Origin of the sequence: Salicibibacter kimchii, from assembly GCF_003336365.1 — a bacterium.
GTDB classification, from domain to species: Bacteria; Bacillota; Bacilli; order Bacillales; family Marinococcaceae; genus Salicibibacter; species Salicibibacter kimchii.
The window spans coordinates 1,797,304-1,820,951 of the sequence record NZ_CP031092.1 but is presented as its reverse complement, the minus strand read 5'-3'; the positions used below and the strand labels follow the sequence as shown (position 1 = coordinate 1,820,951).

The window sequence follows — 23,648 nt, the reverse complement described above, 5'->3', positions numbered from 1 at the left end:
GCTCATCACAGGGCAAAAGGTTTATTTTTTTGATAAAACTATACTGAGATTATCAGGATAGTAGGAAATAAGAAGAGAGGGGGTTAGGCTGCTGATACATCTGAATAATGTCTCCAAAACTTTTCAATTAAAAGGCCATTCCATCGAAGCAGTAAAAGAGATTAATCTTGACATTGAAAAGGGAGAAATTTTCGGGATTGTTGGTTATAGCGGTGCAGGGAAAAGTACGCTCGTGCGTCTGCTTAACCGATTGGAAATGCCAACGACCGGCACGTTGCAAATTGCAGACCGTGAGATGTTGAATCTTTCCAATCGCGATTTAAGAGGAGCAAGGCAAGAGATCAGCATGATCTTTCAACATTTTAACCTCCTATGGTCACGATCCGTTCGGGAGAACATCGCTTTCCCTCTTGAAGTTGCCGGCGTTTCAAAATCAAAACGCAACGAGCGTGTGGAAGAGCTGATTGAACTCGTTGGTTTAAAAGGTCGGGAAGCTTCTTATCCATCGCAGCTGAGTGGTGGACAGAAGCAAAGGGTCGGTATCGCCCGGGCGCTCGCCAATGAACCGAAAGTGCTTTTGTGTGATGAAGCGACCTCCGCGCTTGACCCGCGAACAACCGGCGCGATCCTCGATTTGCTCCACGATATTAATCAAAAATTGGGGCTCACGATTGTTATTATCACCCATGAAATGCAAGTGGTCCAAAAAATTTGTTCACGTGTTGCCGTTATGGAAGATGGCAGAATTGTCGAGCTTGGCAATGTGTTGGATGTCTTCAAGGATCCGCAGCAAGAAATTACGAAAACATTCGTCAAGCAAGTCACTGATCCGGACGATTCCAATGAAGCCATTGAAGAGCAACTTCAACGGGAAGCAGGTACAGTCATTCGCTTGACGTTTGTCGGGGACGATGCTGAAAAACCGGTCGTATCCGAATTAATTCGCGCTTTTAACGTGACGGTGAATATTTTGCAAGGGAATATTGCCAAAACGCAACATGGGAGCTATGGAAGTTTGTATGTTTCCATTGAAGGGGATGAAGAACAACTGAAAGAAGCCATCCAGTTTCTTCATGATCACCGGGTGGAAGCAGAGGTGATTGCCGATGCTTGAAAACGTTGATTGGGGAAATATGCTGGAAGCCACGTGGGAGACACTCTATATGAGTGGGGTCGCGATCTTGTTTACTTTTTTCATAGGCATGATTCTTGGTCTCATTCTTTTTCTATCTTCCAAAGGTCAGCTTTGGGAAAATAAAACTGTAAACATTACTACCACCGGATTTGTAAATATTTTCCGTTCCGTGCCATTCATTATTTTGATCATTTTGCTGATCCCGTTTACGAATTTTTTAATGGGGACCATGCTTGGCCCGAACGCGGCTTTGCCGGCGCTCGTAATCGGCTCCGCTGCTTTTTATGCCCGCCTTGTGGAAATCGGTTTGCGAGAGGTGGACAAAGGTGTTGTGGAAGCGGCGAGATCGATGGGGGCAAACCAACGGCAAATTATTTTTAAAGTGTTTATCCCCGAATCATTACCGGCACTTGTGTCCGGGATTACGGTTACCGCGATATTGCTCGTCAGCTATACAGCGATGGCTGGTGTAATCGGCGCCGGCGGTTTAGGGGATCTGGCGTTTCGCGACGGTTTTCAGCGAAATAATACGGATGTGACGATCGTAGCGACGATCATTATTTCAGTGATCGTTTTTATTGTTCAAGGCATCGGTGACATTGTCACACGCAAAATTGATAAAAGATAAAAAGGGGAGAGCCGAATTGAGTAAGTTTTATAAATTAATCGCTGTAGGTACATTAACAACTTTACTTGTCGCTTGCGGTGCGGATGAGGAAGCTGCTGATGAAACGCAAACAGATGAAAATGGCGATGCAGCAGAAGAGGGCGAAGACACGGAAGCTGCCGAAGATGAAGAGCCTTCTGAATTGGTTGTTGGAGCCACAAACGTGCCACATGCTGAAATTCTGGAGTTTGCAGAAGACCTTCTTGCTGAAGAGGGGATCGAATTGGAAATCGAAACTTTTAATGATTATGCCCTCCCGAACCAAGCCCTTGATAACGAAGATTTAGACGCAAACTTCTTTCAACATCGTCCATTTCTTGCCGATCAATTGGAAGAGTTTGAGGAGTACGATATTGTAGAAGCCGGCGGTGTTCATATTGAGCCGATCGGTGTATACAGCCAGGAATATGGCAGCCTTGAAGAATTGCCGGAAGGAGCAACGATTCTCATGAGTGATTCCGTTGCCGATCATGGCCGCGTATTGACGATGTTTGAAGAGGCCGGCCTGATTGAACTGGGAGATGTTGATGGCGTGGAAGCAACCATGGATGACATCGAAGAGAACCCTAATGACTACGAGTTCGAGCCGCAATATGAAGCGGCGCTCTTGCCGCAAGCGTATGAAAATAATGAAGGCGACGCTGTATTGATTAACTCCAACTATGCCATCGACTATGACTTGTCTCCGCTTGAAGATTCCATTGCCTCGGAATCCGCAGACGCCGATAATCCGTATGTGAATGTCATCGCGGTGAACAGTGAGGATGAAGAAGATGAAGACATCGCGACCCTCATGGACGTTTTGCAATCGGATGAAGTTCAGGAATTTATTGAAGAAGAGTATGCTGGAGCAGTCGTACCCGTCGAGGAGTAAGGAGGAAAGCGCCTTCTCTGATAAAGCATTCGCAATAACTGCATCTTGTGCAGGGATTGCGGATGTTTTTTGTTGATCAAATAGAGCAGCATCGTATTTTTGTTGAAAATACATGTATTTTTTTCCTATTTTTCATGCATGCTAATCGGTACGAAAATACTTCGTAAAGGGGATGAACCGATGGCACAGGGTGATACATTCATTGAGGAAGCCTTGCAAGAATACAAAGACGGCATGAACTATTTATCGGGCCAACTGCCGAAACTTACAAAAAAATATAACGCATTTGTGGAAGCGTGTTTTTCGGAAGGGGAAATAAAGGCAAAAAACAAATATCTCATTGCACTTGCGATTAGTGTCTGTATGAACGAAGAATATTCTATCATTAATCACACGAAAAACTGTATCGATGAAGATTGCAGTGAAGAGGAAATCATGGAAGCTGTAGGTGTCGCGGTTTCTTTCGGAGGGGATGTCGCCTTAGGTCAAGCGGTGACGGTGGTTCGTGACGCCATCGAAACGTTTGACACCGGCTCGTGACACCGGTAATTGATAATGGGTGAGAATCAGAACGCGCGTCTGGAAATCTTTGGGTCAGGCGTTTTATTTTTTGGCCCTCTCAGCGGTTATCGTTTGAAACGTATCGCAAAAACCTTCATACTAGGGGAGTGTAAGCATAATAATATATTTGTGGCTGATATGTTCTATAGATGTAAGCCTAAAGAATGGAGAGATGTTCTGTCGAAGATATAGGCCTCATCCCTTGAATGAAGATTGAATTTGTTATAAACTAATAATGATGATAGATTGAGAAACATTCGCAGCGGAATTCGTTGCAGTATGATAAATGGAGGTTTTAAAATGGCAGGATCAACGTTGAAAATTAAAGATTTGCACGTTGAAATTGAAGGAAATGAAATCATTAAAGGTTTCGATTTGGAAATAAATGGCGGTGAAATTCACGCTATCATGGGTCCGAATGGGACTGGGAAGTCGACCCTTGCTTCCGCGATCATGGGTCACCCAAGTTATGAGATCACCCAGGGTAGTGTCGAGCTCGACGGTGAAGACGTCCTTGAAATGGAAGTGGACGAGCGCGCGCAGGCCGGTATGTTTCTCGCTATGCAATATCCAAGCGAAGTGACAGGTGTGACGACATCTGATTTCCTACGCACAGCGATTAATGCGAATCGTGAAGAAGGCGACCAAATTCCGTTGATGAAGTTCATCAAAAAGATGGATAAACAAATGGGAACCCTTGACATGGATCAGTCGTTCTCTACCCGTTATTTGAATGAAGGATTCTCCGGCGGGGAGAAAAAGCGTAATGAAATTTTGCAGCTTCTCATGTTGGAGCCGAGAATCGCGATTTTAGACGAAGTGGACTCCGGTCTTGACATTGACGCGTTGAAGGTTGTTTCCAAAGGCGTAAACAGCATGCGCTCTGATAACTTCGGTTGCTTAATCATTACCCACTATCAGCGGTTGCTTAACTACATCGAGCCTGATTACGTACACGTGATCATGCAAGGACGCATCGTGAAATCTGGAGATGCATCGCTTGCCCAGCGCCTCGAAAATGAAGGCTACGACTGGATCAAAGAAGAACTCGGCATTGAAGATGAGCGTGTAGGAGAAAGCCAAGAAGCGTAAAGTAGGAGGTGACAGATGATGGCTGTTGAAACTAAATGGACGTTTGACAGTGAAACAGTTAAACAATGGTCGGAAAAAAGAGGGGAACCCGCTTGGTTAGCGGAGAAAAGATTAGCAGCACTGGCCGATGCAGAGCATCTGCCAATGCCGAATCCGGATAAAACGAGTTTGAAGAGATGGAAATTTACATCCTTTGAAAAGATCGAAGCGGCTGAGCCGGAGAGTCAACGCTTTTCCGATCTCCCTGAAGAAGTGACACGTCTGGCGGGAGAGGAAAAGGATGTTCAAAATCTGATCGTTCAGCGAGATGGGAAAACGGCATTTACCAAAGTTGAACAAGAGCTTGTCGATAACGGGGTTATTTTTACCGACATCGAGACAGCAGTAAAAGAACATGGTGATCTTGTCGAGAAGTACTTGATGAGCGATGCCGTAAAAACAAATGAAAACCGGTTAACATCTTTGCATACAGCATTGATGAACGGTGGGGTTTTCATTTACGTCCCGAAAAACGTGGAATTGCAGACGCCGATCCACACGATCTTCTGGCAAGACGATGTAAAAACAGGCCTTTTCAACCACGTGCTAATGGTGACTGAAGCGAACAGCAGTCTGACGTACCTGGAAAACTATGTGTCTTTTACTGAAGACGTGGCCAATGCCAACGTTGTTACGGAAGTGTATGGCGGTCAAGGATCGAAAATTAAATACGGCGCAGTGGATAATCTCGAAAGCGGCGTAACCTCCTATGTTGTGCGACGAGCAACGTTGGCAAAGGATGGCCGGATTGAATGGGCGCTCGGCCAAATGAACGAAGGCGATACAATTTCCGAAAATACCACCTTCCTTATGGGAGACGGCTCTTATGGAGACACAAAAACCGTCCATGTCGGCCGTGGCAATCAAAAGCAAAACTTTACGAGTGATGTCGTGGCGTACGGGAAGCAAACAGAAGGGTACATCCTTACCCACGGCGTTATGAAAGATAGCGCGACTTCGATCTTCAATGGGATTAACAAGATTGAAAAAGGTGGAACGAATTCGCACAGTGAACAAACGGGACGTGTGCTCATGCTTTCGTCGAAAGCGCGCGGGGACGCCAATCCGATATTGTTAATTGATGAGGATGAAGTAACCGCGGGACACGCGGCATCCGTCGGTAAAATAGACCCCATTCAAATGTTCTACATGAAGAGTCGGGGCCTTTCTCAAGCCGAGGCCGAACGCTTAATCATTCATGGGTTTTTGGAACCGGTGGTAGGCGCCTTGCCGATTGATGCGGTTCAAACACAGGTTGGGGAAGTCATCGAAAGGAAAGTTTATTAATGTTGAACGTACAGGATGTGCGTGAACAGTTTCCGATTTTAGACCAGGAAGTTAATGGCAGTCCGCTCGTTTACTTGGACAACGCGGCTACGTCGCAAAAGCCGATAGCTGTCATTGAAGCAATCGAGGATTATTACCGCCGTTACAACTCGAATGTCCACCGGGGTGTGCACACGCTCAGCTCGGTGGCGACCGACGGCTATGAAGGTGCCCGTGACAAAGTACAATCATTTATCAATGCCGGCCAGAGAGAGGAAATCGTATTTACGCGCGGGACGACGACAGCGATCAACACCGTTGCTGCAAGTTACGGGCGTGCCAACCTTAAATCAGGGGATGAAATCGTTCTTACCCCTATGGAGCACCATAGCAATTTAATTCCTTGGCAGCAGGTCGCGAAGGCAACCGGAGCTGAGTTGAAATACATTCCGTTGCAAGCGGATGGCACGGTTTCCGTTGAATCTGCACGTTCTACCATCAACGAGCGAACAAAAATCGTCGCGATGGTGCATGTGTCCAATGTGCTCGGTACCATGAATCCAATCAAAGAAGTAACGAAAATTGCGCATGAAAATCAAGCGATCATGGTCGTGGACGGTGCGCAAAGCACGCCGCACACACCTGTGGATGTGCAAGAACTTGACTGCGATTTTTTCGCATTTTCCGCTCATAAAATGTGTGGACCGACTGGTATAGGCGTTTTATATGGAAAAAAAGCATTATTGGAAGACATGGAGCCGTTTGAATTTGGCGGCGAGATGATTGACGAAGTCGGCCTTTATGATGCAACATGGAAGGAAGTCCCTCATAAGTTTGAGGGTGGCACTCCGATTATTGCCGGAGCCATTGGACTAAATGCAGCTATTGATTTTCTAAACGATATAGGCTTAGACACTATAAAAAACCATGAACAGCAGCTGGCCAGCTATGCGATGGATCAGCTCGGCCGCCATGATGATATTGAGGTATACGGTCCCCCGGCGAACGAGCGGGCAGGGATCATCACCTTCAATATCCATGGCGTTCATCCGCATGATACGGCCACGGTTCTCGATACGAAAGGCGTAGCTATACGGGCCGGCCATCATTGTGCACGACCTCTCATGAATTGGTTGGATGTTGCAGCGACAGCAAGGGCTAGTTTTTATCTTTACAACACAGAAGCAGATGTAGACGCGCTTGTAGACGCGCTCGTTACCACAAAGGAGTATTTCGGCGATGTCTATGCAGAATAATCTTGACGCGCTGTATCGACAAGTGATTATGGACCATTACAAAAACCCGCGCAACCGCGGAGAAATGGATGCTGATGCGCTGACGGTCAACATGAATAATCCTTCTTGCGGAGATAAAATACAACTGCACTTGCATGTGAATGACGGTGTGGTGAATGATGCAAAATTTACCGGAGAAGGATGTTCCATTAGCCTCTCGTCAGCATCAATGATGACGGAGACAGTGAAAGGCAAAACGGTTGATGAAGCGCTGGAGTTATCCGATATATTTTCGGGAATGGTCCAAGGGGAAGATTATGACGATGAGAAATATGAACTTGGCGATATTGAAGCTCTTCAAGGCGTTACAAAGTTTCCTGCCCGCATTAAATGCGCAACATTAGCCTGGAAGGCAATGGAAAAAGGGTTAGATAAAGAATGATTTGGGGTAAAGGATGTATAATCCTGAACGACTAAAAGGAGGTCATTCACATGGCAAAGAAAATGCCTGAACTAGAAGAATACCAATATGGTTTTCATGATAAAGATGTTTCCGTATTTCGTTCAGAACGTGGCCTGACTGAGGATATCGTAAGAGAAATCTCTGAGATGAAAGAAGAGCCGGAATGGATGCTTGAATACCGGTTGAAAGCATTAGAGATATTTTACAAAAAGCCGATGCCTCAATGGGGCGGTGACTTGTCAGAACTGAACTTTGATGACATTACGTATTACGTAAAGCCATCGGAACGCACGGAAAAATCTTGGGATGAAGTTCCGGAAGAGATAAAAAACACTTTCGATAAGTTGGGCATTCCGGAAGCAGAACAAAAATATTTGTCCGGTGTATCTGCCCAATATGAATCCGAAGTTGTTTACCATTCCATGCAGGAGGACCTTGAAGAACAAGGGATTATTTTTAAAGATACAGATACGGCGCTAAAAGAAAACGAAGACCTCTTCCGCCAATACTTCGGAACGGTCATCCCGCCAAGTGATAATAAATTTTCGGCTCTAAATGCAGCGGTGTGGTCCGGTGGATCGTTTATCTACATGCCAAAAGGTACGAAAGCTGACTCCCCGCTTCAAGCGTACTTCCGTATCAACTCGGAAAATATGGGACAATTTGAGCGCACGCTGATCATTGCCGACGAGGGAAGCTCCGTGCATTACGTTGAAGGTTGCACTGCACCTGTTTTTTCAACGGATTCCCTTCACAGCGCGGTTGTTGAGATCATTGTGAAAAAAGATGCTTACTGCCGCTATACAACGATCCAAAATTGGGCACCGAACGTTTACAACCTTGTGACGAAGCGTGCCACTGCGGACGAGAACGCAACAATGGAATGGGTTGATGGCAATATCGGCTCCAAGCTTACGATGAAATATCCGTCCGTGCTTATGAAAGGCGAAGGCGCACGTGGAAATGTATTGTCCATCGCGATTGCCGGTAAGAATCAAATGCAGGACGCGGGCGCCAAAGTGTATCACTTGGCACCAAACTGTTCATCTACACTCGTGTCCAAGTCAATTTCCAAACATGGCGGTAAAGTATCGTATCGAGGTTTATCCCATTTTGGGCGCAAATCGCAAGGATCGAAGTCAAATATTGAATGCGATACACTGATTATGGATAAAGATTCTACTTCCGATACGATTCCTTACAATGAAATCATGAACAACGATATTACACTAGAACACGAGGCAAAGGTATCCAAAGTTTCCGAAGAGCAGCTCTTCTACTTGATGAGCCGTGGATTGAGTGAAGAGGAAGCAACAGAAATGATCGTCATGGGCTTTATTGAACCGTTCACAAAAGAACTACCGATGGAATATGCCGTCGAAATGAACCGTTTGATTCGCTTCGAAATGGAAGGTTCGATCGGTTAAGAAACAGATGAAAAGACCTCTCGCTCTCTGTGGGCGAGGGGTCTTTTATTGTTTTCGCCAAGAAAGAGCTTTGTGGCGTGTGCATTGTCCGTATGGAAACCACAAGCTTTGCTTAGAAGCCCTCGAATGAGCCTCCAATTCATAGAGATATTTTCCATTTCGATGATGATCGCCCTAGCAGATGTGTGACGACAAATCTCAGAGGATTTCCAAAAATCCGGCGCACGGCCTTCATGTGAAGACAAATACCAGGAGAAATCCAAATAATTGGCGTTACACCTTCTTTTTGACGACAAATATTATGGATATCCCGATTAATTGACGCCACGTCCGTTGGAAAGGTGGCCAACAATATCAGATGCATGTTTATTTACACACAATTGACTTCAAAACTGACAACTGCATGACTTACTTTTTATTTGTTTCATCATTCGGGCAAACGGGTAGGGACATTTATGGTTGCGTAAATGATGAATGTATCGTTTTGGATCGAAACGCAATGGATGATCATAGAAATAACGGAAACTATGCATTGGCAAGGAGGGATGAACATGGATGATTTTTCAAGAACAGAATGCATCTATGCCATACAGCTGGTTTACGAGGAACTGGGCAAATCGACCATTGATATAAATACGTATGATCACTTTAGAAGTATGGTGCAGGAATCTGACATCATTGCTTCTCTATTCCCTGATATTGATCAGATAAAAGAAAAATGCGGAAGTTTTGAGCAAGCTGTGCAAGAATCAAAGTTGCCTCTATTCGACAAGCATTACACTACACATCATGTGTGAACCTCTCCACCCAAATCAAAGATTTTGATGGAGCTTCCCAATTCATAGACGATGCGCTTTGTTCTATTGAACCGAGTCTTATATCATCTCCCAGGGCTTTGTTTTATACTGCTCGGACAGGACCTTGCCCTACAGTCGAAACCAACATTATTTATACAGTTGGACACAAATCCAAGAGACCCAGTCCAACTTTTTCAAGATTGATGGCAGCATTATGGTCGCGGTCTAAAACTGTCCTGCATGACTTGCATACATGCATGCAAACGGACAAAGTCTTTTTCACACGCTTCCCACAGCTGGAACAGTCTTGACTGGTATAATGAGGTTTAATTCTTACGAGGGTTCCACCATTGTTTTTACACTTGGAAGGTAATAAAGTACAAATCAACTTTACTACCTGTATAAGTGTAACTAAGGCCTTTCGCCATAAAAACCTGGCGAAAAGGCCAGTTTACTAATATTCAAACTTTTGACAAAAACCCCCCCCAACCAGCGTCATGAATCGATTTTGCCAAATGGCGATTTTACATCATATTTAGAATCATCAGGTCTTTTACAAAAACGTAACGAATTTATACGTTTTCGAAAGGTGATAACTTCGTTTATGGAGAAAATCACGACGTTGGTTCGCAACTTTCATTGTTTGCTGTTTTTGCAATTCATTTCGGGATAGTCCGGTCTATTCTTTTGGTAAAAACGCTGTTTATCCAAAAGAGCGGAATTGTACTGTTGACGACAAATAGACAGCCAACGATCCATTGTTTGCAGCTGTTCTTCGTTTGGAAACATTTCGTATTTATAATTCATATGTAGCAGCATTTGTTGTCACCTCCCATTACTTCAAGGTTTTTCCTATTTTTCTGATAAAAAAAGCCGATTCATCCCCCACTAAATCAAAGATTTTGAAGGGGACTTCTCGGCAAAACGGTTAAAAAAATTAAATCACCGTATGAACATTTAACTCCGTATCACTTTGGCAGTGATACGGAGTTATTTTAAGAATGGTATTCACTTGAATTCCATTTGATGAGCTAATTCATGAAGTGCATTTAAGACTCTTGTGGAACTAATCCACACCATTGAGCTAAAAATTCGGCATAAACTTTCGTTACTTGTTTTACGCTATTCAAATCCACCCATTCGTCGATTTCGTGAAAGTTTCCGCCGTCCGGTCCGTAACAAGTCGCGGGGATGTCATAGTATAAATTAAAAAAACGGGCATCGGTCGTGGACGTTAAAACGCTTCGTTCAGCCGGTTGCTGTATTACGGTTTCGTGGGCATCGTCCAGTGTTTTGAAAAATGGAGTCCGGTCATTCATCTCCACGCCTTCGGCATGAAATCCGAAGAAAGTGATTTCAGGTGGTTGCTTGGAAAGCCATGGATCCTCGTCTGCTGCTTTCGACACCCATTCTCTCAATTCTTTTTTCACTTTGTTGATCGATTGGCCGGGGTATAATCCGACTCTTCCTTCCATCACCGCTTTCACGGGAACATTAGAAGCGAAGTCCCCGGCATGAAAAGTGCCAATGTTCACATCCACCGGGTGGGGCATATGTTTAAAGGCGTCAGGCTTTGGACGTTCATTCATCAGCTTTTCGTATTCCTGTAAAGCAGAAATGATGACTTGGCTTCTTTCTACGACATTGACAACTTGATTAATGTTTTTGTCTTTTACCGCTGTGTTCATGCTGATTCGAAACCAGAGACTTCCGACTTGAGCTTTCGCTGCCTTTAATCCGAACGGTTCCGGGATGAGCGCGCCGTCGGCTGTGTACCCTTTATCCAGAGCGGCTAAGGCCCCGTTGCCCGTTCTTTCTTCGTCGACCACGCTTTGCAACATAAAATCGGCTCCGGGCTTATAGCCTGCATTTAAAATCGCTTTATAGGCAAATATCATAGCGGAAACACCGGCTTTCATATCTGCCACGCCACGGCCGTACAGCTTACCGTCTCGAAAAACCGGGACCCAGGGATCGCTGGACCATAAAGAGAGTGGTTCCGGACTTACGACATCGGCGTGACCCTGAAAAATAAGACTGTTCCCGATGGAATTTTTCGGTCCGGGTTGCTTTGCGATGACGACATCACTCTCTTCATACCCCCATTCCGGAGGGGAGAAGCCTGGATGATCAGCAATTTCTTTGCTATCCGGTATAAAACGCTCCACTGTCAGACCGAGTTCTGCATTCAAGTAATCAGCCAGGTATGTTTGCAATGCTTTTTCTTTCCCGCTAATGCTCGGGAAGCGACTAATTTCCTGTAAAAAGTCGATTTCTTCGGACCATAATTCATCAATTTTTTGTGAAATAGGGTTCGGTAGTGTTGTGTCCATGATAAAATCACCTCTCTATAACACATGTTGCATTGGATGCTTCAAAAAAGCTGCAACCTCTAACTAAGTAGGTTGCATGCGTTCGTTTTAACCAATGTTGGACAGGATTCTATTTGCTCTGTGTACAGGTTCCCTTTTATTTGGTAAATGAAACACCAGTCGTGAAGCTTGTCCTTTGTTTTGAATCATAGCCATTTGCCCCTTTCCATGATAAAATCACGGTAGAGTTTAGGTGGTGGAATGGATTGTGATTTATGTTGGTCTGACCGGGTGGAGAGATCATCCCTCCCTTTATAATATGGCTACTGCCAAAAATCGTAAGCTGGAGACATATGCTGGTTATTTCCCAACGGTAGAAATTGACAGTGCTTATTATGCAGTTTTGTCTCCCGAAACTTACCGGAAATGGATCGATGAAACGCCGGATATATTTCGGTTTGTCGTCAAAGCCCATCGGTCAATGACTGGGCAATCGGAAACATACTATCCATTTTCGGATCGTGATGAATTATTCCATTCGTATCGAAGGTCCATCCAACCGTTGGTGGACGCCGGCAAACTGGGGATGGTTCTTTGTCAGTTTCCTCCTTGGTTTGATTGCCGGGCAGAACATATAAAGAAAGTACGTTACGTAAAAAAAATGCTCCATGACGTGCCTTTAGCGATTGAATTTCGGCACCAAAGCTGGTATTTCCCGAAAAACCGCAATCGAGTGATTCAATTTTTAAACGAACAAGACTGCATACATACCGTTTGTGATGAGCCACAGGCCGGGGACGGTTCGGTGCCGATCGTGAATGTGGCAACATCCACGAAAAAAGCGCTCATACGTCTTCATGGACGGAATATAGAAGGTTGGCGAAAGGAGACCTCCGGAGAAAATTGGAGAGCGGTGCGTTATTTATACAACTACGGGGAAAATGAACTAATGGAGTGGGTGCGATATGCAACCGCATTACAACAAGAAGCAGAAGATGTTTTTATCATCTTTAATAATAATTCCGGCAGGCACGCGGCAGGTAATGCTCAAACATTCATGAGGCTTGCGGACATCAGCTATGATGGGTTAGCGCCGCGTCAGCTGAATCTGTTTGATTGGGAAGGATAACAATCGTGTGCGTGCAAGGGTGGTGATGTCCATTCATGGCCGAACAAAAACAACTGTATATCTATCATACGAACGATTTGCATAGCCAGCTGAACCAATGGCCCAAAATCGTGCATTATCTGGAAAAACAAAAACAGCATCACCAATCACGGGGAGAAAATGCTTTGTTTTTTGACATTGGCGATCATGCGGACCGTGTTCATTCCATAACAGAGGCGACGTTGGGGAGAGGGAATATTGACTTGCTTAATGCCTCTCCCATTCAATATGCAACGATAGGCAATAATGAAGGGATAACCTTTGCAAAAAACACATTGGAACGTCTGTATACCCCTGCTAACTTTGATGTCTTTTTAAGCAACCTATATGACGAACAAGGAAAAATGCCGTCATGGGCCAAACCGGCAATGACGACGGAAGCTCATGGTCTTGTCATTGGAATGATTGGCCTTACAGCTTCTTTTTATCCTTTTTATCGTGCCATGGGTTGGGATATTCAGGACCCTTTCGTTATTTTGGACGAAGAATTGCCAAACATTCGGGAGCAGGCGGATATCGTTGTGCTCCTTTCCCACCTGGGGTTATTTCGCGATGAACAAATCGCCGCTTCCTATGATATCGATGTAATTCTGGGCTCCCATACCCATCATCGTTTAAACCCGGCTCCCGTCGTTAACGGTACGCTGATTACCCAAACAGGTAAGTTAGGCACACATGTTGGAAAAGTGGCGTTCACTTATGACACCGAAAAAAAAGAACTGACCGAGGCATCCGGTACGCTTGTAGCGTTGGAAGGAGATGCTCCCAAGGCCGATCATATCACAAAAAAATTGCAGGAATTGCAAACGGAGGCGGACCGGAACCTAAGTGAAGTGGTGGCGATTCGAGACGAACCGCTCGCGATATCATGGACCGAACCCTCCACTTTCTCAAGCTTTCTTGCCCGGCAATTAAAAAATTGGTGCGGGACGGAGATCGCCATGATCCATTCGGGCTTGCTACTGGGATCGTTACGGGAAGGCAACGTCACAAGGCATGATCTGCACCGACTTTGCCCCCACCCGATTAATCCATGTGTCGTCAATGTTAAAGGGCATCAACTTATAGAAGCCATCCACCAATCATTTACGGAAAAAATGATTCACCTCCCATTAAAAGGCTATGGTTTTCGAGGACATAAACTTGGCCGCTTAGCGTTTGCAGGGTTGGAGGTTGATGTTGAAAAGTTAGCGACAGGGTTCTATCAAGTGAATGAGGTTTATTTTCAAGGCCGGAAAGTGGATGAAAACGAAGATTATGTAGTGGCTACGGCTGATATGTTAACGTTCGGCACTTTATATCCCTCGATTGCCGCCGGCAAAGATAAACGCTACTTCACACCGGAATTTATCCGCGATCTCATTACTTGGGGGTTAAAAAAAGAAGATAGGCCAAACTGCCCATCAGCTTTTTAATTAAACGTTTGATTGATCCGCCCTTCCGGTATAAGGCACTCGCTCATACACTGGGGGTGAGTATTCGGAAAGGATGGTTGTTGATCGATGTTGCATATGGAACCGGTAAATATAGACGGTGTCAGCTTTCAGGCGGTGACGATGAAACTGCCGAAAACGAATTTTATGGCAGTGACCAACGATGTCGGCTATATCATGTGTGGCGCTTTAGATGTGCAATTGTTGAATGAAAAGCTGGCCGATCGCGAAATCGTCGCTGGCCGCGCGGTTGGTGTGCGAACGGTTGAGCAACTGTTGGAGGCTCCCTTGGACTCGGTGACGCTTGCTGCCGAAGCCCGGGGCATTCACACCGGGATGAGTGGCCGTGAAGCTTTATTGAGGATGCAGGAATGACAGAATGCTTCTGTGCTTTGCACGGAAGCATTCATTTAAGGAGGAAAATAAAATGAGCCGCAGTGAACAACAATACCTGGATCTCCTCGCGGATATCCTTGAAAACGGAGATCAAAAAATGGATCGGACAGGCACAGGAACGCGATCGATCTTTGGCCGGCAAATGCGATTTGATTTAAACGAAGGCTTTCCGCTGATAACGACAAAACGTGTCCCTTTTTCGTTAATCAAAAGTGAACTGTTGTGGTTCATAAAAGGGGACAACAATATTCGATACTTACTCAAGCATAATAATAATATTTGGAACGAATGGGCGTTCCAACGCTATGTGAAAAGCGACGATTATCAAGGTCCGGATATGTCCGACTTCGGCCGCCGTTCCTTGCAGGATGATGAATTCCGCAAGCGCTATGAGCAAGAAATGGATGCGTTTAAACAGCGCATCCTAAACGAAGATGCTTTTGCCGCGATACATGGCGATCTGGGCAATATTTACGGCCGCCAGTGGCGTGCCTGGAAAACGTCGAGAGGCGAAATGATTGATCAACTTGCGGATGTGATCGAGATGATTAAAAAAACACCCGATTCACGACGCCTGATCGTTTCTGCTTGGAACCCCGAAGACGTCCCAACGATGGCACTCCCTCCTTGCCATACATTGTTTCAATTTTATGTGGCAAACGGGAAGCTTTCCTGTCAGCTTTATCAACGGAGCGCGGACATGTTTATTGGTGTCCCGTTCAATATCGGGAGTTACGCGTTGCTCACTCAGTTAATTGCACGAGAATGTGGACTTGCCGTCGGTACACTCGTCCATACGTTGGGAGATGCCCACCTTTATCAAAATCATCTCGAACAGGCGCGAACGCAACTGATACGCGAGCCGCGCACATTGCCGACCGTTTCTGTGTCTCCCTTGTCAAAGGTGATTTTTGATTTGGAGGCAGATGACATTACGTTAGAAGGGTACGAACCACACCCTACCATTCGTGCCCCGATTGCTGTATAGAGGGAGGAGTCTAATGCTATCCATGATGGTCGCCCACGACCGAAACCGTGGAATTGGAAAAAATAATGCAATGCCTTGGCATCTACCGGCAGATCTTTCTTTTTTAAAGAAAAACACCGTCGGCAAGACGATTGTGATGGGAAGGTCTACATTTGAAGCGATCGGAAGGCCGCTGCCGAAGCGGAGGAACATCGTTTTAACGACCCAAACAGATGTTGAATTTGAAGGCATTGAAACGGTACATGCCATTGAAACGATTATTGCAGAAAATAAGCGCGCCGATGAGGAATGGGTTATTCTCGGCGGGAGTCATGTGTACGAACAAGCTTTACCATATGCGGATCGACTTTACATCACTTTTATTGATCAATCATTTGACGTTGACCGTTTTTTCCCCGAGTTTGATCAATATGAATGGGAACTGAACTGGCAAGAAAAAGGTGTAAAAAATGATAAGAATCCGTATGACTACTGGTTTCAGATCTATGACCGCAAATAAAACGTGACATTCTCCCGACACTAAACGATCGGGAGAATGTCACAAAATCTTACATAGCAAAATACGTTTAACCTGTCCGCCGCTGCATATGTATATAGCAGGGGAGGGGGAAGTATGGTTTTAAAAATACCGAATGATCGAAAAAAACAGCGCAGGGGCGGCCCGCTCCCTTTTCGCTATGTTTTACTTATTTCATTTGTGATTTTTATTTTTTTAACGGTGCAAGGGCTGTATTTCATTGACCAACATGTGCGTCCGGCTTTAATGACGATTGCAACCATCGAAACGCAGAGGATTTCAACGCAAGCGATCAATCAGGCAGTGTCAAGGGATTTGACAGACCAGGAACAGCTGGATGATCTTGTGTTGATGGAAACGACAGAAGAAGGTGACATTGCATCTTTGGCATTTGACGCATCTGTCTATAACCAAGTCCTTGAAGATGCGATCGACCTCATTCACTCTTACTTGGAAGAAGTGGAATCGGGGATACCGGACGGAGAGATCCCCAGTGAACTGGAGGAAGAAATCGAGGACATGGGTGTCGGCCGCGTGGAAGACGGCGGGATTTACAACATTCCGCTAGGTATGGCGACGAATAATGCTTTGCTTGCACAGCTTGGCCCGCAGGTGCCGGTCAACTTTTCTGCGGTTGGTGATCCCCATGTGGACATGGAAGAGCGAGTAGAAAATGTTGGTATCAACAACACATGGCTGCGTATCGGTCTTTCCATTGAAATGGATATCCGTGTTGTCATTCCCTTTGGGACGGAGGAAGAAACGGCGACCACATTTGTTCCGGTAGGTATGGTGTTTGTGCCCGGTGATGTCCCCGATTATTACGGCGAAGGCGGCGGTATGCCGATCCCGGCCATAAACCCGAGTGGGGATGAGGAAGAGGTGGAGATGCAGGCACCGGATGCCGAAGGTGAGGATATGCCAGCGGTCGATGAGGAAACGCAAAACTGATGTCGTGAATGCTCGAAAGATGTCTGAAGTCTTTTTAATATAATTATAATGGTTGTGCATATTTTTGACATTCGGACATATTTTAATTATAATTTTATTAAAATTCAAGTTTAGGGGGTCATTTGATGCAGGGAAGGGAACAGTGGGCGACGCGGCTCGGCTTTATTTTAGCTGCCGTCGGTTCGGCCGTCGGATTGGGGAACATATGGCGTTTCCCTTATATTGCCGGTGAATATGGGGGCGCTTCTTTTTTACTCGTTTATTTGGTCTGTATTTTTATCATCGGTTTACCTACAATGATCGCGGAGTTTTCCATCGGAAAACGGGGGCAACTTGATGCCGTTGGCTCTTTTTCAAAAACGGCACCTGCTAAACCATGGGTCATTGGTGGCTGGCTCGGCGTTATTACATCATTTCTAATCGTTTCCTTTTATGCTGTTATTACCGGTTGGATCTTTTACTATATGTTCAGTTATTTGACCGGAAGTCTCCAACAAGTGGAGCCGGGGGGCGTTGAAGAATTTTTCGGAGGCTTTGTCGGAGATGCGTTTCTCCCCGTGATGTGGCAACTGATTGTAATGGGTATTATTGTTGGTATTTTATACTTTGGGGTTCGAAAAGGAATTGAGCTGAGTAGTAAGATCTTCATGCCTTTACTCGCTGTCCTCCTTTTGGTCCTGGCGGGATATGGGCTAACATTGGATGGTGCCGGTGAAGGATTGTCCTTTTTATTCGTCCCTGATTGGAGTGCTTTGGGAGATCCTTCGCTTTATTTAGCCGCGATCGGCCAGGCGTTCTTTACGCTATCACTGGGAATGGGGATTATGGTCACTTATGGCGGTTATCTTTCAAAACAAACAGGAAACCGTTTGCCGGGGACCGCAACTAGTATTGTGCTTCTGGATACCTTGTTTGCTATCTTGGTCGCCGTGGTTATTTTTACCGCTGTATTTACGATCGGAGCCGACGCGGGTCAAGGACCGACATTAATATTCGTTGTGCTTCCGGAAGTATTTAATCAGATGGCGGCAGGCGGAACATTCTTTGCCATTTTGTTCTTCTTCCTTGTCTTTATCGCCGGCCTATCCTCAGCCATTTCACTGGCGGAAGTCAGCGTGTCCTTTGCGATGCGACAAGTGAAATTGACCAGGAAAAAAGCGGCGCTTATCGTTGGCGGTTTGATCACGCTAGTCGGTATACCTTCTGCCTTAAGTCAAGGAGGCCCGCTCGGTGACTTCCTGATCGCCGGTCTGCCGTTCCTTGATTTTATAGATGTCCTTACAGACAGCTATCTGCTCCCGATTGGCGGTTTAATTGTCGTCCTTTTTGTCGGTTGGGGGTGGAAGAGTAGAGCAACGCTTGAAACAGCTGACTTTAAAAATCAGGTTTTTGCAAAGACTTGGCTCTTCTTGATTCGATTTGTCGCCCCGATCATGATTTTAATTATTTTACTCGCGAACCTTTTCGGAATCGAAGCATAGGAAAAAGAAATACTGTATCCGTCGTGAGGGGAGGATCCTCACGGCGGATGTTTTTATGTGCAGAAAAAGAAGAAGAACGGAAGCAGAAAGAATTCTTCCTTTTTCAGATCGACATACACTTAGACCGTTAAAAGCGATCATGTAGCTGCTAATCCTTCTGGCGTTCTTTCTTTTCCCAGGAGTTTAAGGATGGATATGGATCAAACGACCATTCGGAGTACCCGTTGTCCCGATAAAGTCCATAGTGGAGGTGAGGCGGGAATTTGCCTTCCGTTCCTGGCTTTCCGTAACCGGAGCTTCCGACTTTGCCAATTTCCATCCCGGGTTCAACAATACTACCTTCTTCAATGCCGTCTGCAAAGCTGCTTAGATGGGCATAATAATGGTAAACATTTTCCGGGTCGCGAATGCCGATCCGCCACCCGCCATACGTGTTCCAACCTTTTAATTCAACGACCCCGTACTTCGTGGCTCGCACGGGGGTACTATGGCCGGCGAAAATGTCCGTGCCTTCATGAATTCTCCTGCCGCCCCAACCACGCGTGTCGCCCCAGGTGCTATGGTACGTGTAATTGTATTCAAGGGGAACGGGAAACGCAGTATCACCCAAGGCAATGGTTCCATATTCCTTAAAAAGTTGTGCATGACCGCTAATAATACGTACGGCTTGATCGCGCTGATAATGTTCCCATAACGCGATGCGAATATTTTCATCATCATACCCATAAGTAGAAATCTGCCGAGCCATGGTGTATAGGAGATCCCGATCTTCTTGGCGATTCGCTTCCCCGTCGTCATCTCCGTCAAGGCCAATGCCACCAAACATGCTGATGCGTGCCGCATCATTATCTTCCAGGTCCGGATTTAAGGCCCCTACCCAATCGCGTGGGGAATAGTAAATATCAATGAGTCCTTCTTTTTCGTCCCGATCGTTGCGGGCAACATTTAAACCACGTTCATGCGCGTCGATGGCAGCAAGCCAATACCAGGGGACGTGGGTGATTCCATCCATTTCTTTATAGAGAACCATTCGTTCATGGTCAATATCGATGGTTTCCTCATCTTCTGCTGCATTCATTTCCGGTGAGAACGTTAGGGAAAAGCTGATAACGAGTAAAAGGAGGGGGAGTGTTTTTTTGTTCATGCGTACTTCTCCTCTCTGATTTTTTCGTTTGTTATGAAGGATACCGTTAGCAGCCGTTTCAGTAGATCAGCGACTTTCTTTTACTTTGTATCAATTTCTCAAAATTATAAGCACCAATCTTGTCTTTTATAGGGAAAATCCACCATCTGCTATATTTGGAACCGTACCGGTGGTATGTTAAAGTAATGATAAAGGATGTGATCAAGTGGGGAAGAAAGAAGAACATATTCGCAAGCCGGATTGGCTAAAAATAAAGTTAAATACAAATCAATCCTATACAGGCCTCAAGAAGATGATGCGCGAAAAAAGACTACATACTGTCTGTGAAGAAGCACGTTGCCCGAATATTCATGAGTGTTGGGCGGAGAGAAAAACCGCCACATTTATGATCCTCGGTGATGTATGCACACGTGGTTGCCGATTCTGTGCGGTGAAAACCGGCCTTCCCAATGAACTTGATTGGGGCGAACCGGAACGCTTGGCCGAGTCCGTGGAACAAATGGGTTTGAAACATGTCGTCATTACGGCTGTTGCCCGCGATGATCTGAAAGACGGAGGTTCAAGGGTTTATGCAGAAACCATTCGCGCTGTCCGACGTCGCAATCCGCTCACGACGATTGAAGTGTTGCCTTCGGATATGATGGGATTGCATGACAATTTGCAAACGCTCATGGAAGCACGGCCGAATATATTAAACCATAACGTTGAAACGGTTAGGCGTTTAACGAAGAAAGTTCGAGCGCGGGCGACGTATGATCGTTCTTTGGAGTTTCTCCGCTATTCCAAGGAGTTGCATCCCGATATTCCAACGAAATCAAGCCTCATGATCGGTCTTGGGGAAACGCCCGAAGAAATCGAAGAAGTGATGGATGATTTGCGAGCTCAAGATGTGGATATTATGACCATTGGGCAGTATCTGCAGCCGACAAAGAAGCATTTGGATGTACAAAAATACTATACACCTGAGGAATTTGCCCGGTTTAAAGAAATTGCTATGCAGAAAGGGTTCCGTCATTGTGAGGCAGGGCCCCTCGTTCGTTCTTCTTACCATGCCGATGAGCAGGTCAATAAAGCGCAAGTATGGCAGGAAGCTGCGAAATATCAAGGTAACGAGGCGTCTGTGTGAGCGGGGTGATGCTTGATGGTTCAAACCCATGAGCAACGATTTGAGCTCGTGGAAGAGGGGAAATCCGGATGGGACGAAGAGGCCTTTTTAAAACGATACAGTGAAATTCTTAATAAGTATGACTATATCGTCGGCGATTGGGGCCATGAACAATTGCGCCTCCGTGGATTTTTCCATGATAACCACAAAAAAGCAAACGTTGATAGCAAAGCTAGCACCATCTATGACTATCTGTTCGAATACTGTAATTTTGACTGTCCGTATTTTATCTTGAAAAATGTTACGTGAAACCATCAGTGTTTACGCTGATGGTTTTGTGGTTTGAGCCTCTGTTGAGAGAGTACACCGATATATTTCATCATAAACCGAAAGAACGATGTCTTAAGGCTTAAATGGAAATGTTAATCAATTGACATATAGGTAAATAATTCTATACAATGAAAAGGAATAGTATTCTAATGTCTACATATTTTTTATAAATGGAGGTAAAAATATGAAGGACGGAGGTATAGAAGTGGACAAGGAAGAAATGCCTAAAGTGTTGAAAGAGCTTGGCGACATCAGACATGCGTTGGATCGCTCCTCCATTTTGGCTATCACGGATGGAGATGGGAGGATGTTATATGCCAATGAGAAATTTTGCGAAATATCAAAATATAACGTCGGAGAATTGCTTGAGCAGAATCACCGAATGATTTATTCCTCTTATCATTCCAGGGATTTTTTTGAAAATATGGGAAAGACGATTGAAGGCGGGGACGTTTGGCAAGGAGAGTTGCGAAATCAAGCTAAAGATGGGTCCTTTTATTGGGTGGCTATGACGATCGTTCCCTTTATGAATGAAAAAGGAGAAGCCTATAAATTTGTATCGATTGGAAATGACATTACACGTCGCAAACAAATGGAAGAAGAGGTAAAAGAAAGAGAAGAGAAATATCGCCTCATTACGGAGAACTCATCAGATCTCATTTCCATCATTGATCTGGAAGGCAACCTTTTGTATGTGTCCCCATCCTATAAGGATTTTCTAGGACAAGATATGAGGTCCAGCAACATTATTCAATGGATCCACGAAGATGACCGTGATCTTTTTACTAATGGAATTAAAGATGTATTTGCTACGAAAACAACTTCTCGGTTGGAATTTCGAATTGAACAAGAGAGTGGAAATTACATCGATGTGGAAGCAAGGATCAACGTCATTTTTGATGATGCCGGGGATGTCAGAAATCTGGTGTGTGTGATTCGGGATATGACGGAACGGAAAAAAGCAGAAGAAACGATTTATCATTTGGCATATCACGATACATTGACGGAATTACCCAATCGCAGATTTTTCGTGGACAGCTTACAAAAAGAAATTTATCAGGCGACAAGGATTCAATCGCAACTCGGGGTCTTGTTTCTTGATGTAGATAAATTTAAAACGATTAATGATTCCTACGGGCATGATATGGGTGATTTCACATTGATTGAAGTTGCGAAACGAATTAGAAAGTGCATCCGCCCATCGGATTTGGTTGCTCGTATAGGCGGGGATGAATTAACGATTTTGCTGACGAATATATCCAGCAACGAAGAAGTTGAGGCAGTGGCAGAAAGAATTAGAGATAGCTTCAAAGAACCTTTCGAACTGAACGGCACTTCACAAACCCTTTCTTGCAGTATTGGTATCTCCCTATTTCCTTCAGATGGCCGGGATGTTGATGAATTGCTACAACGAGCGGATATCGCGCTTTATACAGTTAAAGCACAGGGGAGGGGGAGGTTTTTATTTTTTCAACCTGAAATGGAAAGAAGACACCTAGAAAGGTCGATATTGGAAAATGAACTAAGAAAAGCTGTGCAGCAAGAGCTATTCTATTTGGAGTATCAGCCTAAGAAGAATCTTTGCACAGGCGCGATCTTTGGAATGGAAGCCCTTGTTCGCTGGGGGCATCCGGAATTGGGGACCGTTTCACCCGGCAAGTTTATTCCAGTCGCTGAAGAAACAGGGTTGATCATCCCAATAGGGGAGTGGGTGCTTCGAGAAGGCTGTAAGCAAGCGAAAGCTTGGCAGGATCAAGGATACAAATCATTAACACTATCGGTGAATATGTCTGTCCAACAATTTACCCAAAACTTGCCGGCAAAAATCCAGGAAATATTGAATGATACCGGATTGGAACCCAGATGGCTGGAGTTAGAGGTGACGGAAAGCATTTTCGCGGATCTGGCTTATTCATTGAAAATCCTTAAGGAAATCAGAGCGTTAGGTGTGCATATATCCATCGATGATTTTGGTACAGGCTACAGTTCGTTTAGTTACATTAAACATTTGCCGGTAGATACCTTGAAAATAGATGCTTCGTTTACCCAAGATATTCATGAAAACGATGAAAGTCAGGCGATTGTAAAGTCGATTTTAGAAGTAGCGAAAACATTAAACATAGGGGTCGTTGCTGAAGGCATTGAAAGGCAGGAGCAGCTATCAGCCTTGAGTCAGGATGGATGTTTTCAAGGGCAAGGGTTTTTATTTAGCAAACCATTATCCAAAGAGAAATTTGAAAAATATTTGGGTAGCAAGGAGTGACTCG

General features: G+C 45.0%; 24 protein-coding genes. 20 read left to right on the top strand and 4 right to left on the bottom strand.

The features are described 5' to 3' along the window. The first annotated feature begins 91 nt into the window (after nucleotides 1–91). The 10 genes from DT065_RS09160 to DT065_RS09110 all read left to right on the top strand — a co-directional run bounded on the left by DT065_RS09160 (nucleotide 92) and on the right by DT065_RS09110 (nucleotide 9,556). The gene (locus DT065_RS09160; protein WP_114372716.1) at nucleotides 92–1,114 is read left to right on the top strand and encodes a methionine ABC transporter ATP-binding protein; all 1,023 of its coding nucleotides are present in this window, start codon (nucleotides 92–94) and stop codon (nucleotides 1,112–1,114) included. Next, entirely contained in the window at nucleotides 1,107–1,763 is a 657-nt protein-coding gene (locus DT065_RS09155; RefSeq protein ID WP_114372715.1) for a methionine ABC transporter permease, read from the top strand. The genes DT065_RS09160 and DT065_RS09155 overlap by 8 nt, the downstream gene beginning before the upstream one ends. 16 nt (nucleotides 1,764–1,779) lie before the next feature. Continuing rightward, complete coding sequence (locus tag DT065_RS09150) at nucleotides 1,780–2,676, top strand: MetQ/NlpA family ABC transporter substrate-binding protein (RefSeq protein WP_114372713.1); 897 nt, start codon at nucleotides 1,780–1,782, stop codon at nucleotides 2,674–2,676. Between the two features lie 180 nt (nucleotides 2,677–2,856). Next, entirely contained in the window at nucleotides 2,857–3,216 is a 360-nt protein-coding gene (locus tag DT065_RS09145) for a carboxymuconolactone decarboxylase family protein (protein WP_114372711.1), read from the top strand. Nucleotides 3,217–3,537: 321 nt separating this feature from the next. Then, the gene (gene sufC, locus DT065_RS09140) at nucleotides 3,538–4,329 is read left to right on the top strand and encodes a Fe-S cluster assembly ATPase SufC (RefSeq protein ID WP_114372709.1); all 792 of its coding nucleotides are present in this window, start codon (nucleotides 3,538–3,540) and stop codon (nucleotides 4,327–4,329) included. An 18-nt stretch (nucleotides 4,330–4,347) separates the two neighbouring features. Further along, on the top strand, nucleotides 4,348–5,655 hold the full coding sequence (gene sufD, locus DT065_RS09135; protein ID WP_114376218.1) for a Fe-S cluster assembly protein SufD: 1,308 nt from the start codon (nucleotides 4,348–4,350) through the stop codon (nucleotides 5,653–5,655). Then, a complete protein-coding gene (locus DT065_RS09130; RefSeq protein ID WP_418314654.1) occupies nucleotides 5,655–6,890 on the top strand; it encodes a cysteine desulfurase in 1,236 nt (411 codons plus the stop codon). The genes sufD and DT065_RS09130 overlap by 1 nt, the downstream gene beginning before the upstream one ends. Continuing rightward, the gene (sufU, locus tag DT065_RS09125; protein ID WP_114372707.1) at nucleotides 6,874–7,311 is read left to right on the top strand and encodes a Fe-S cluster assembly sulfur transfer protein SufU; all 438 of its coding nucleotides are present in this window, start codon (nucleotides 6,874–6,876) and stop codon (nucleotides 7,309–7,311) included. The genes DT065_RS09130 and sufU overlap by 17 nt, the downstream gene beginning before the upstream one ends. Nucleotides 7,312–7,361: 50 nt before the next feature. Next, nucleotides 7,362–8,759, top strand: coding sequence for a Fe-S cluster assembly protein SufB (gene sufB / locus DT065_RS09120; RefSeq protein ID WP_114372705.1), 1,398 nt, complete (start codon nucleotides 7,362–7,364; stop codon nucleotides 8,757–8,759). 551 nt (nucleotides 8,760–9,310) lie between these two features. After that, nucleotides 9,311–9,556 carry a hypothetical protein gene (locus DT065_RS09110; RefSeq protein ID WP_114372701.1) on the top strand — a complete coding sequence of 82 codons (246 nt, stop codon included), beginning with the start codon at nucleotides 9,311–9,313 and terminating at the stop codon, nucleotides 9,554–9,556. A 151-nt stretch (nucleotides 9,557–9,707) separates the two neighbouring features. Here DT065_RS09110 and DT065_RS19870 read toward each other — a convergent pair whose 3' ends face one another. The 3 genes from DT065_RS19870 to DT065_RS09095 all read right to left on the bottom strand — a co-directional run bounded on the left by DT065_RS19870 (nucleotide 9,708) and on the right by DT065_RS09095 (nucleotide 11,889). Beyond that, a complete protein-coding gene (locus DT065_RS19870) occupies nucleotides 9,708–9,944 on the bottom strand; it encodes a zinc ribbon domain-containing protein (RefSeq protein WP_227002779.1) in 237 nt (78 codons plus the stop codon). Nucleotides 9,945–10,192: 248 nt separating this feature from the next. Continuing rightward, on the bottom strand, nucleotides 10,193–10,375 hold the full coding sequence (locus tag DT065_RS09100; RefSeq protein ID WP_114372699.1) for a helix-turn-helix domain-containing protein: 183 nt from the start codon (nucleotides 10,373–10,375) through the stop codon (nucleotides 10,193–10,195). A 230-nt stretch (nucleotides 10,376–10,605) separates the two neighbouring features. Further along, nucleotides 10,606–11,889: an ArgE/DapE family deacylase gene (locus DT065_RS09095; protein ID WP_114372697.1), complete on the bottom strand. Its 1,284-nt coding sequence runs from the start codon at nucleotides 11,887–11,889 to the stop codon at nucleotides 10,606–10,608. 247 nt (nucleotides 11,890–12,136) lie between these two features. On the opposite strand from DT065_RS09095, the gene DT065_RS09090 reads away from it, so the two are divergent. From DT065_RS09090 to DT065_RS09060, 7 genes are all read left to right on the top strand, one after another. Beyond that, nucleotides 12,137–12,997, top strand: a complete 861-nt coding sequence (locus DT065_RS09090) for a DUF72 domain-containing protein (RefSeq protein WP_114372695.1) — start codon at nucleotides 12,137–12,139, stop codon at nucleotides 12,995–12,997. Between the two features lie 35 nt (nucleotides 12,998–13,032). Next, nucleotides 13,033–14,451, top strand: coding sequence for a bifunctional metallophosphatase/5'-nucleotidase (locus tag DT065_RS09085; RefSeq protein ID WP_114372694.1), 1,419 nt, complete (start codon nucleotides 13,033–13,035; stop codon nucleotides 14,449–14,451). Between the two features lie 87 nt (nucleotides 14,452–14,538). Further along, the gene (locus DT065_RS09080; RefSeq protein ID WP_114372692.1) at nucleotides 14,539–14,844 is read left to right on the top strand and encodes a YunC family protein; all 306 of its coding nucleotides are present in this window, start codon (nucleotides 14,539–14,541) and stop codon (nucleotides 14,842–14,844) included. A 52-nt stretch (nucleotides 14,845–14,896) separates the two neighbouring features. Then, nucleotides 14,897–15,853, top strand: coding sequence for a thymidylate synthase (locus DT065_RS09075; protein WP_114372690.1), 957 nt, complete (start codon nucleotides 14,897–14,899; stop codon nucleotides 15,851–15,853). A gap of 13 nt (nucleotides 15,854–15,866) precedes the next feature. Next, entirely contained in the window at nucleotides 15,867–16,352 is a 486-nt protein-coding gene (locus tag DT065_RS09070) for a dihydrofolate reductase (RefSeq protein WP_114372688.1), read from the top strand. Nucleotides 16,353–16,466: 114 nt separating this feature from the next. Then, nucleotides 16,467–17,321: a sporulation protein YunB gene (yunB, locus tag DT065_RS09065; protein ID WP_114372686.1), complete on the top strand. Its 855-nt coding sequence runs from the start codon at nucleotides 16,467–16,469 to the stop codon at nucleotides 17,319–17,321. Between the two features lie 125 nt (nucleotides 17,322–17,446). Next, complete coding sequence (locus tag DT065_RS09060) at nucleotides 17,447–18,802, top strand: sodium-dependent transporter (protein ID WP_114372685.1); 1,356 nt, start codon at nucleotides 17,447–17,449, stop codon at nucleotides 18,800–18,802. 148 nt (nucleotides 18,803–18,950) lie between these two features. Here the strand turns inward: DT065_RS09060 and DT065_RS09055 are convergent, their stop codons facing one another. Next, nucleotides 18,951–19,946, bottom strand: coding sequence for a M23 family metallopeptidase (locus DT065_RS09055; RefSeq protein ID WP_114372683.1), 996 nt, complete (start codon nucleotides 19,944–19,946; stop codon nucleotides 18,951–18,953). A gap of 205 nt (nucleotides 19,947–20,151) precedes the next feature. Between DT065_RS09055 and lipA the strand changes: the two genes are divergently transcribed. The 3 genes from lipA to DT065_RS09040 all read left to right on the top strand — a co-directional run bounded on the left by lipA (nucleotide 20,152) and on the right by DT065_RS09040 (nucleotide 23,644). Beyond that, complete coding sequence (lipA, locus tag DT065_RS09050) at nucleotides 20,152–21,072, top strand: lipoyl synthase (protein WP_114372681.1); 921 nt, start codon at nucleotides 20,152–20,154, stop codon at nucleotides 21,070–21,072. Nucleotides 21,073–21,087: 15 nt separating this feature from the next. Continuing rightward, nucleotides 21,088–21,360 (top strand): YutD family protein, encoded by a 273-nt coding sequence (locus DT065_RS09045; protein ID WP_114372679.1) that lies wholly within the window; start codon nucleotides 21,088–21,090, stop codon nucleotides 21,358–21,360. A gap of 205 nt (nucleotides 21,361–21,565) precedes the next feature. Then, nucleotides 21,566–23,644, top strand: a complete 2,079-nt coding sequence (locus DT065_RS09040) for a bifunctional diguanylate cyclase/phosphodiesterase (RefSeq protein WP_114372677.1) — start codon at nucleotides 21,566–21,568, stop codon at nucleotides 23,642–23,644. Nucleotides 23,645–23,648 lie beyond the last annotated feature (4 nt).

What these genes read in the sequence shown, in the direction of transcription:
- DT065_RS09155 (WP_114372715.1), top strand. Translation starts at nt 1,107, where the DNA reads ATGCTTGAAAACGTTGATTGGGGAAATATGCTGGAAGCCACGTGGGAG.
- DT065_RS09145 (WP_114372711.1), top strand. Translation starts at nt 2,857, where the DNA reads ATGGCACAGGGTGATACATTCATTGAGGAAGCCTTGCAAGAATACAAA.
- sufC (WP_114372709.1), top strand. Translation starts at nt 3,538, where the DNA reads ATGGCAGGATCAACGTTGAAAATTAAAGATTTGCACGTTGAAATTGAA.
- sufD (WP_114376218.1), top strand. Translation starts at nt 4,348, where the DNA reads ATGGCTGTTGAAACTAAATGGACGTTTGACAGTGAAACAGTTAAACAA.
- DT065_RS09130 (WP_418314654.1), top strand. Translation starts at nt 5,655, where the DNA reads ATGTTGAACGTACAGGATGTGCGTGAACAGTTTCCGATTTTAGACCAG.
- sufU (WP_114372707.1), top strand. Translation starts at nt 6,874, where the DNA reads ATGTCTATGCAGAATAATCTTGACGCGCTGTATCGACAAGTGATTATG.
- sufB (WP_114372705.1), top strand. Translation starts at nt 7,362, where the DNA reads ATGGCAAAGAAAATGCCTGAACTAGAAGAATACCAATATGGTTTTCAT.
- DT065_RS09110 (WP_114372701.1), top strand. Translation starts at nt 9,311, where the DNA reads ATGGATGATTTTTCAAGAACAGAATGCATCTATGCCATACAGCTGGTT.
- DT065_RS09100 (WP_114372699.1), bottom strand. Translation starts at nt 10,375, where the DNA reads ATGCTGCTACATATGAATTATAAATACGAAATGTTTCCAAACGAAGAA.
- DT065_RS09095 (WP_114372697.1), bottom strand. Translation starts at nt 11,889, where the DNA reads ATGGACACAACACTACCGAACCCTATTTCACAAAAAATTGATGAATTA.
- DT065_RS09085 (WP_114372694.1), top strand. Translation starts at nt 13,033, where the DNA reads ATGGCCGAACAAAAACAACTGTATATCTATCATACGAACGATTTGCAT.
- DT065_RS09080 (WP_114372692.1), top strand. Translation starts at nt 14,539, where the DNA reads ATGTTGCATATGGAACCGGTAAATATAGACGGTGTCAGCTTTCAGGCG.
- DT065_RS09075 (WP_114372690.1), top strand. Translation starts at nt 14,897, where the DNA reads ATGAGCCGCAGTGAACAACAATACCTGGATCTCCTCGCGGATATCCTT.
- DT065_RS09070 (WP_114372688.1), top strand. Translation starts at nt 15,867, where the DNA reads ATGCTATCCATGATGGTCGCCCACGACCGAAACCGTGGAATTGGAAAA.
- yunB (WP_114372686.1), top strand. Translation starts at nt 16,467, where the DNA reads ATGGTTTTAAAAATACCGAATGATCGAAAAAAACAGCGCAGGGGCGGC.
- DT065_RS09060 (WP_114372685.1), top strand. Translation starts at nt 17,447, where the DNA reads ATGCAGGGAAGGGAACAGTGGGCGACGCGGCTCGGCTTTATTTTAGCT.
- DT065_RS09055 (WP_114372683.1), bottom strand. Translation starts at nt 19,946, where the DNA reads ATGAACAAAAAAACACTCCCCCTCCTTTTACTCGTTATCAGCTTTTCC.
- DT065_RS09045 (WP_114372679.1), top strand. Translation starts at nt 21,088, where the DNA reads ATGGTTCAAACCCATGAGCAACGATTTGAGCTCGTGGAAGAGGGGAAA.
- DT065_RS09040 (WP_114372677.1), top strand. Translation starts at nt 21,566, where the DNA reads ATGAAGGACGGAGGTATAGAAGTGGACAAGGAAGAAATGCCTAAAGTG.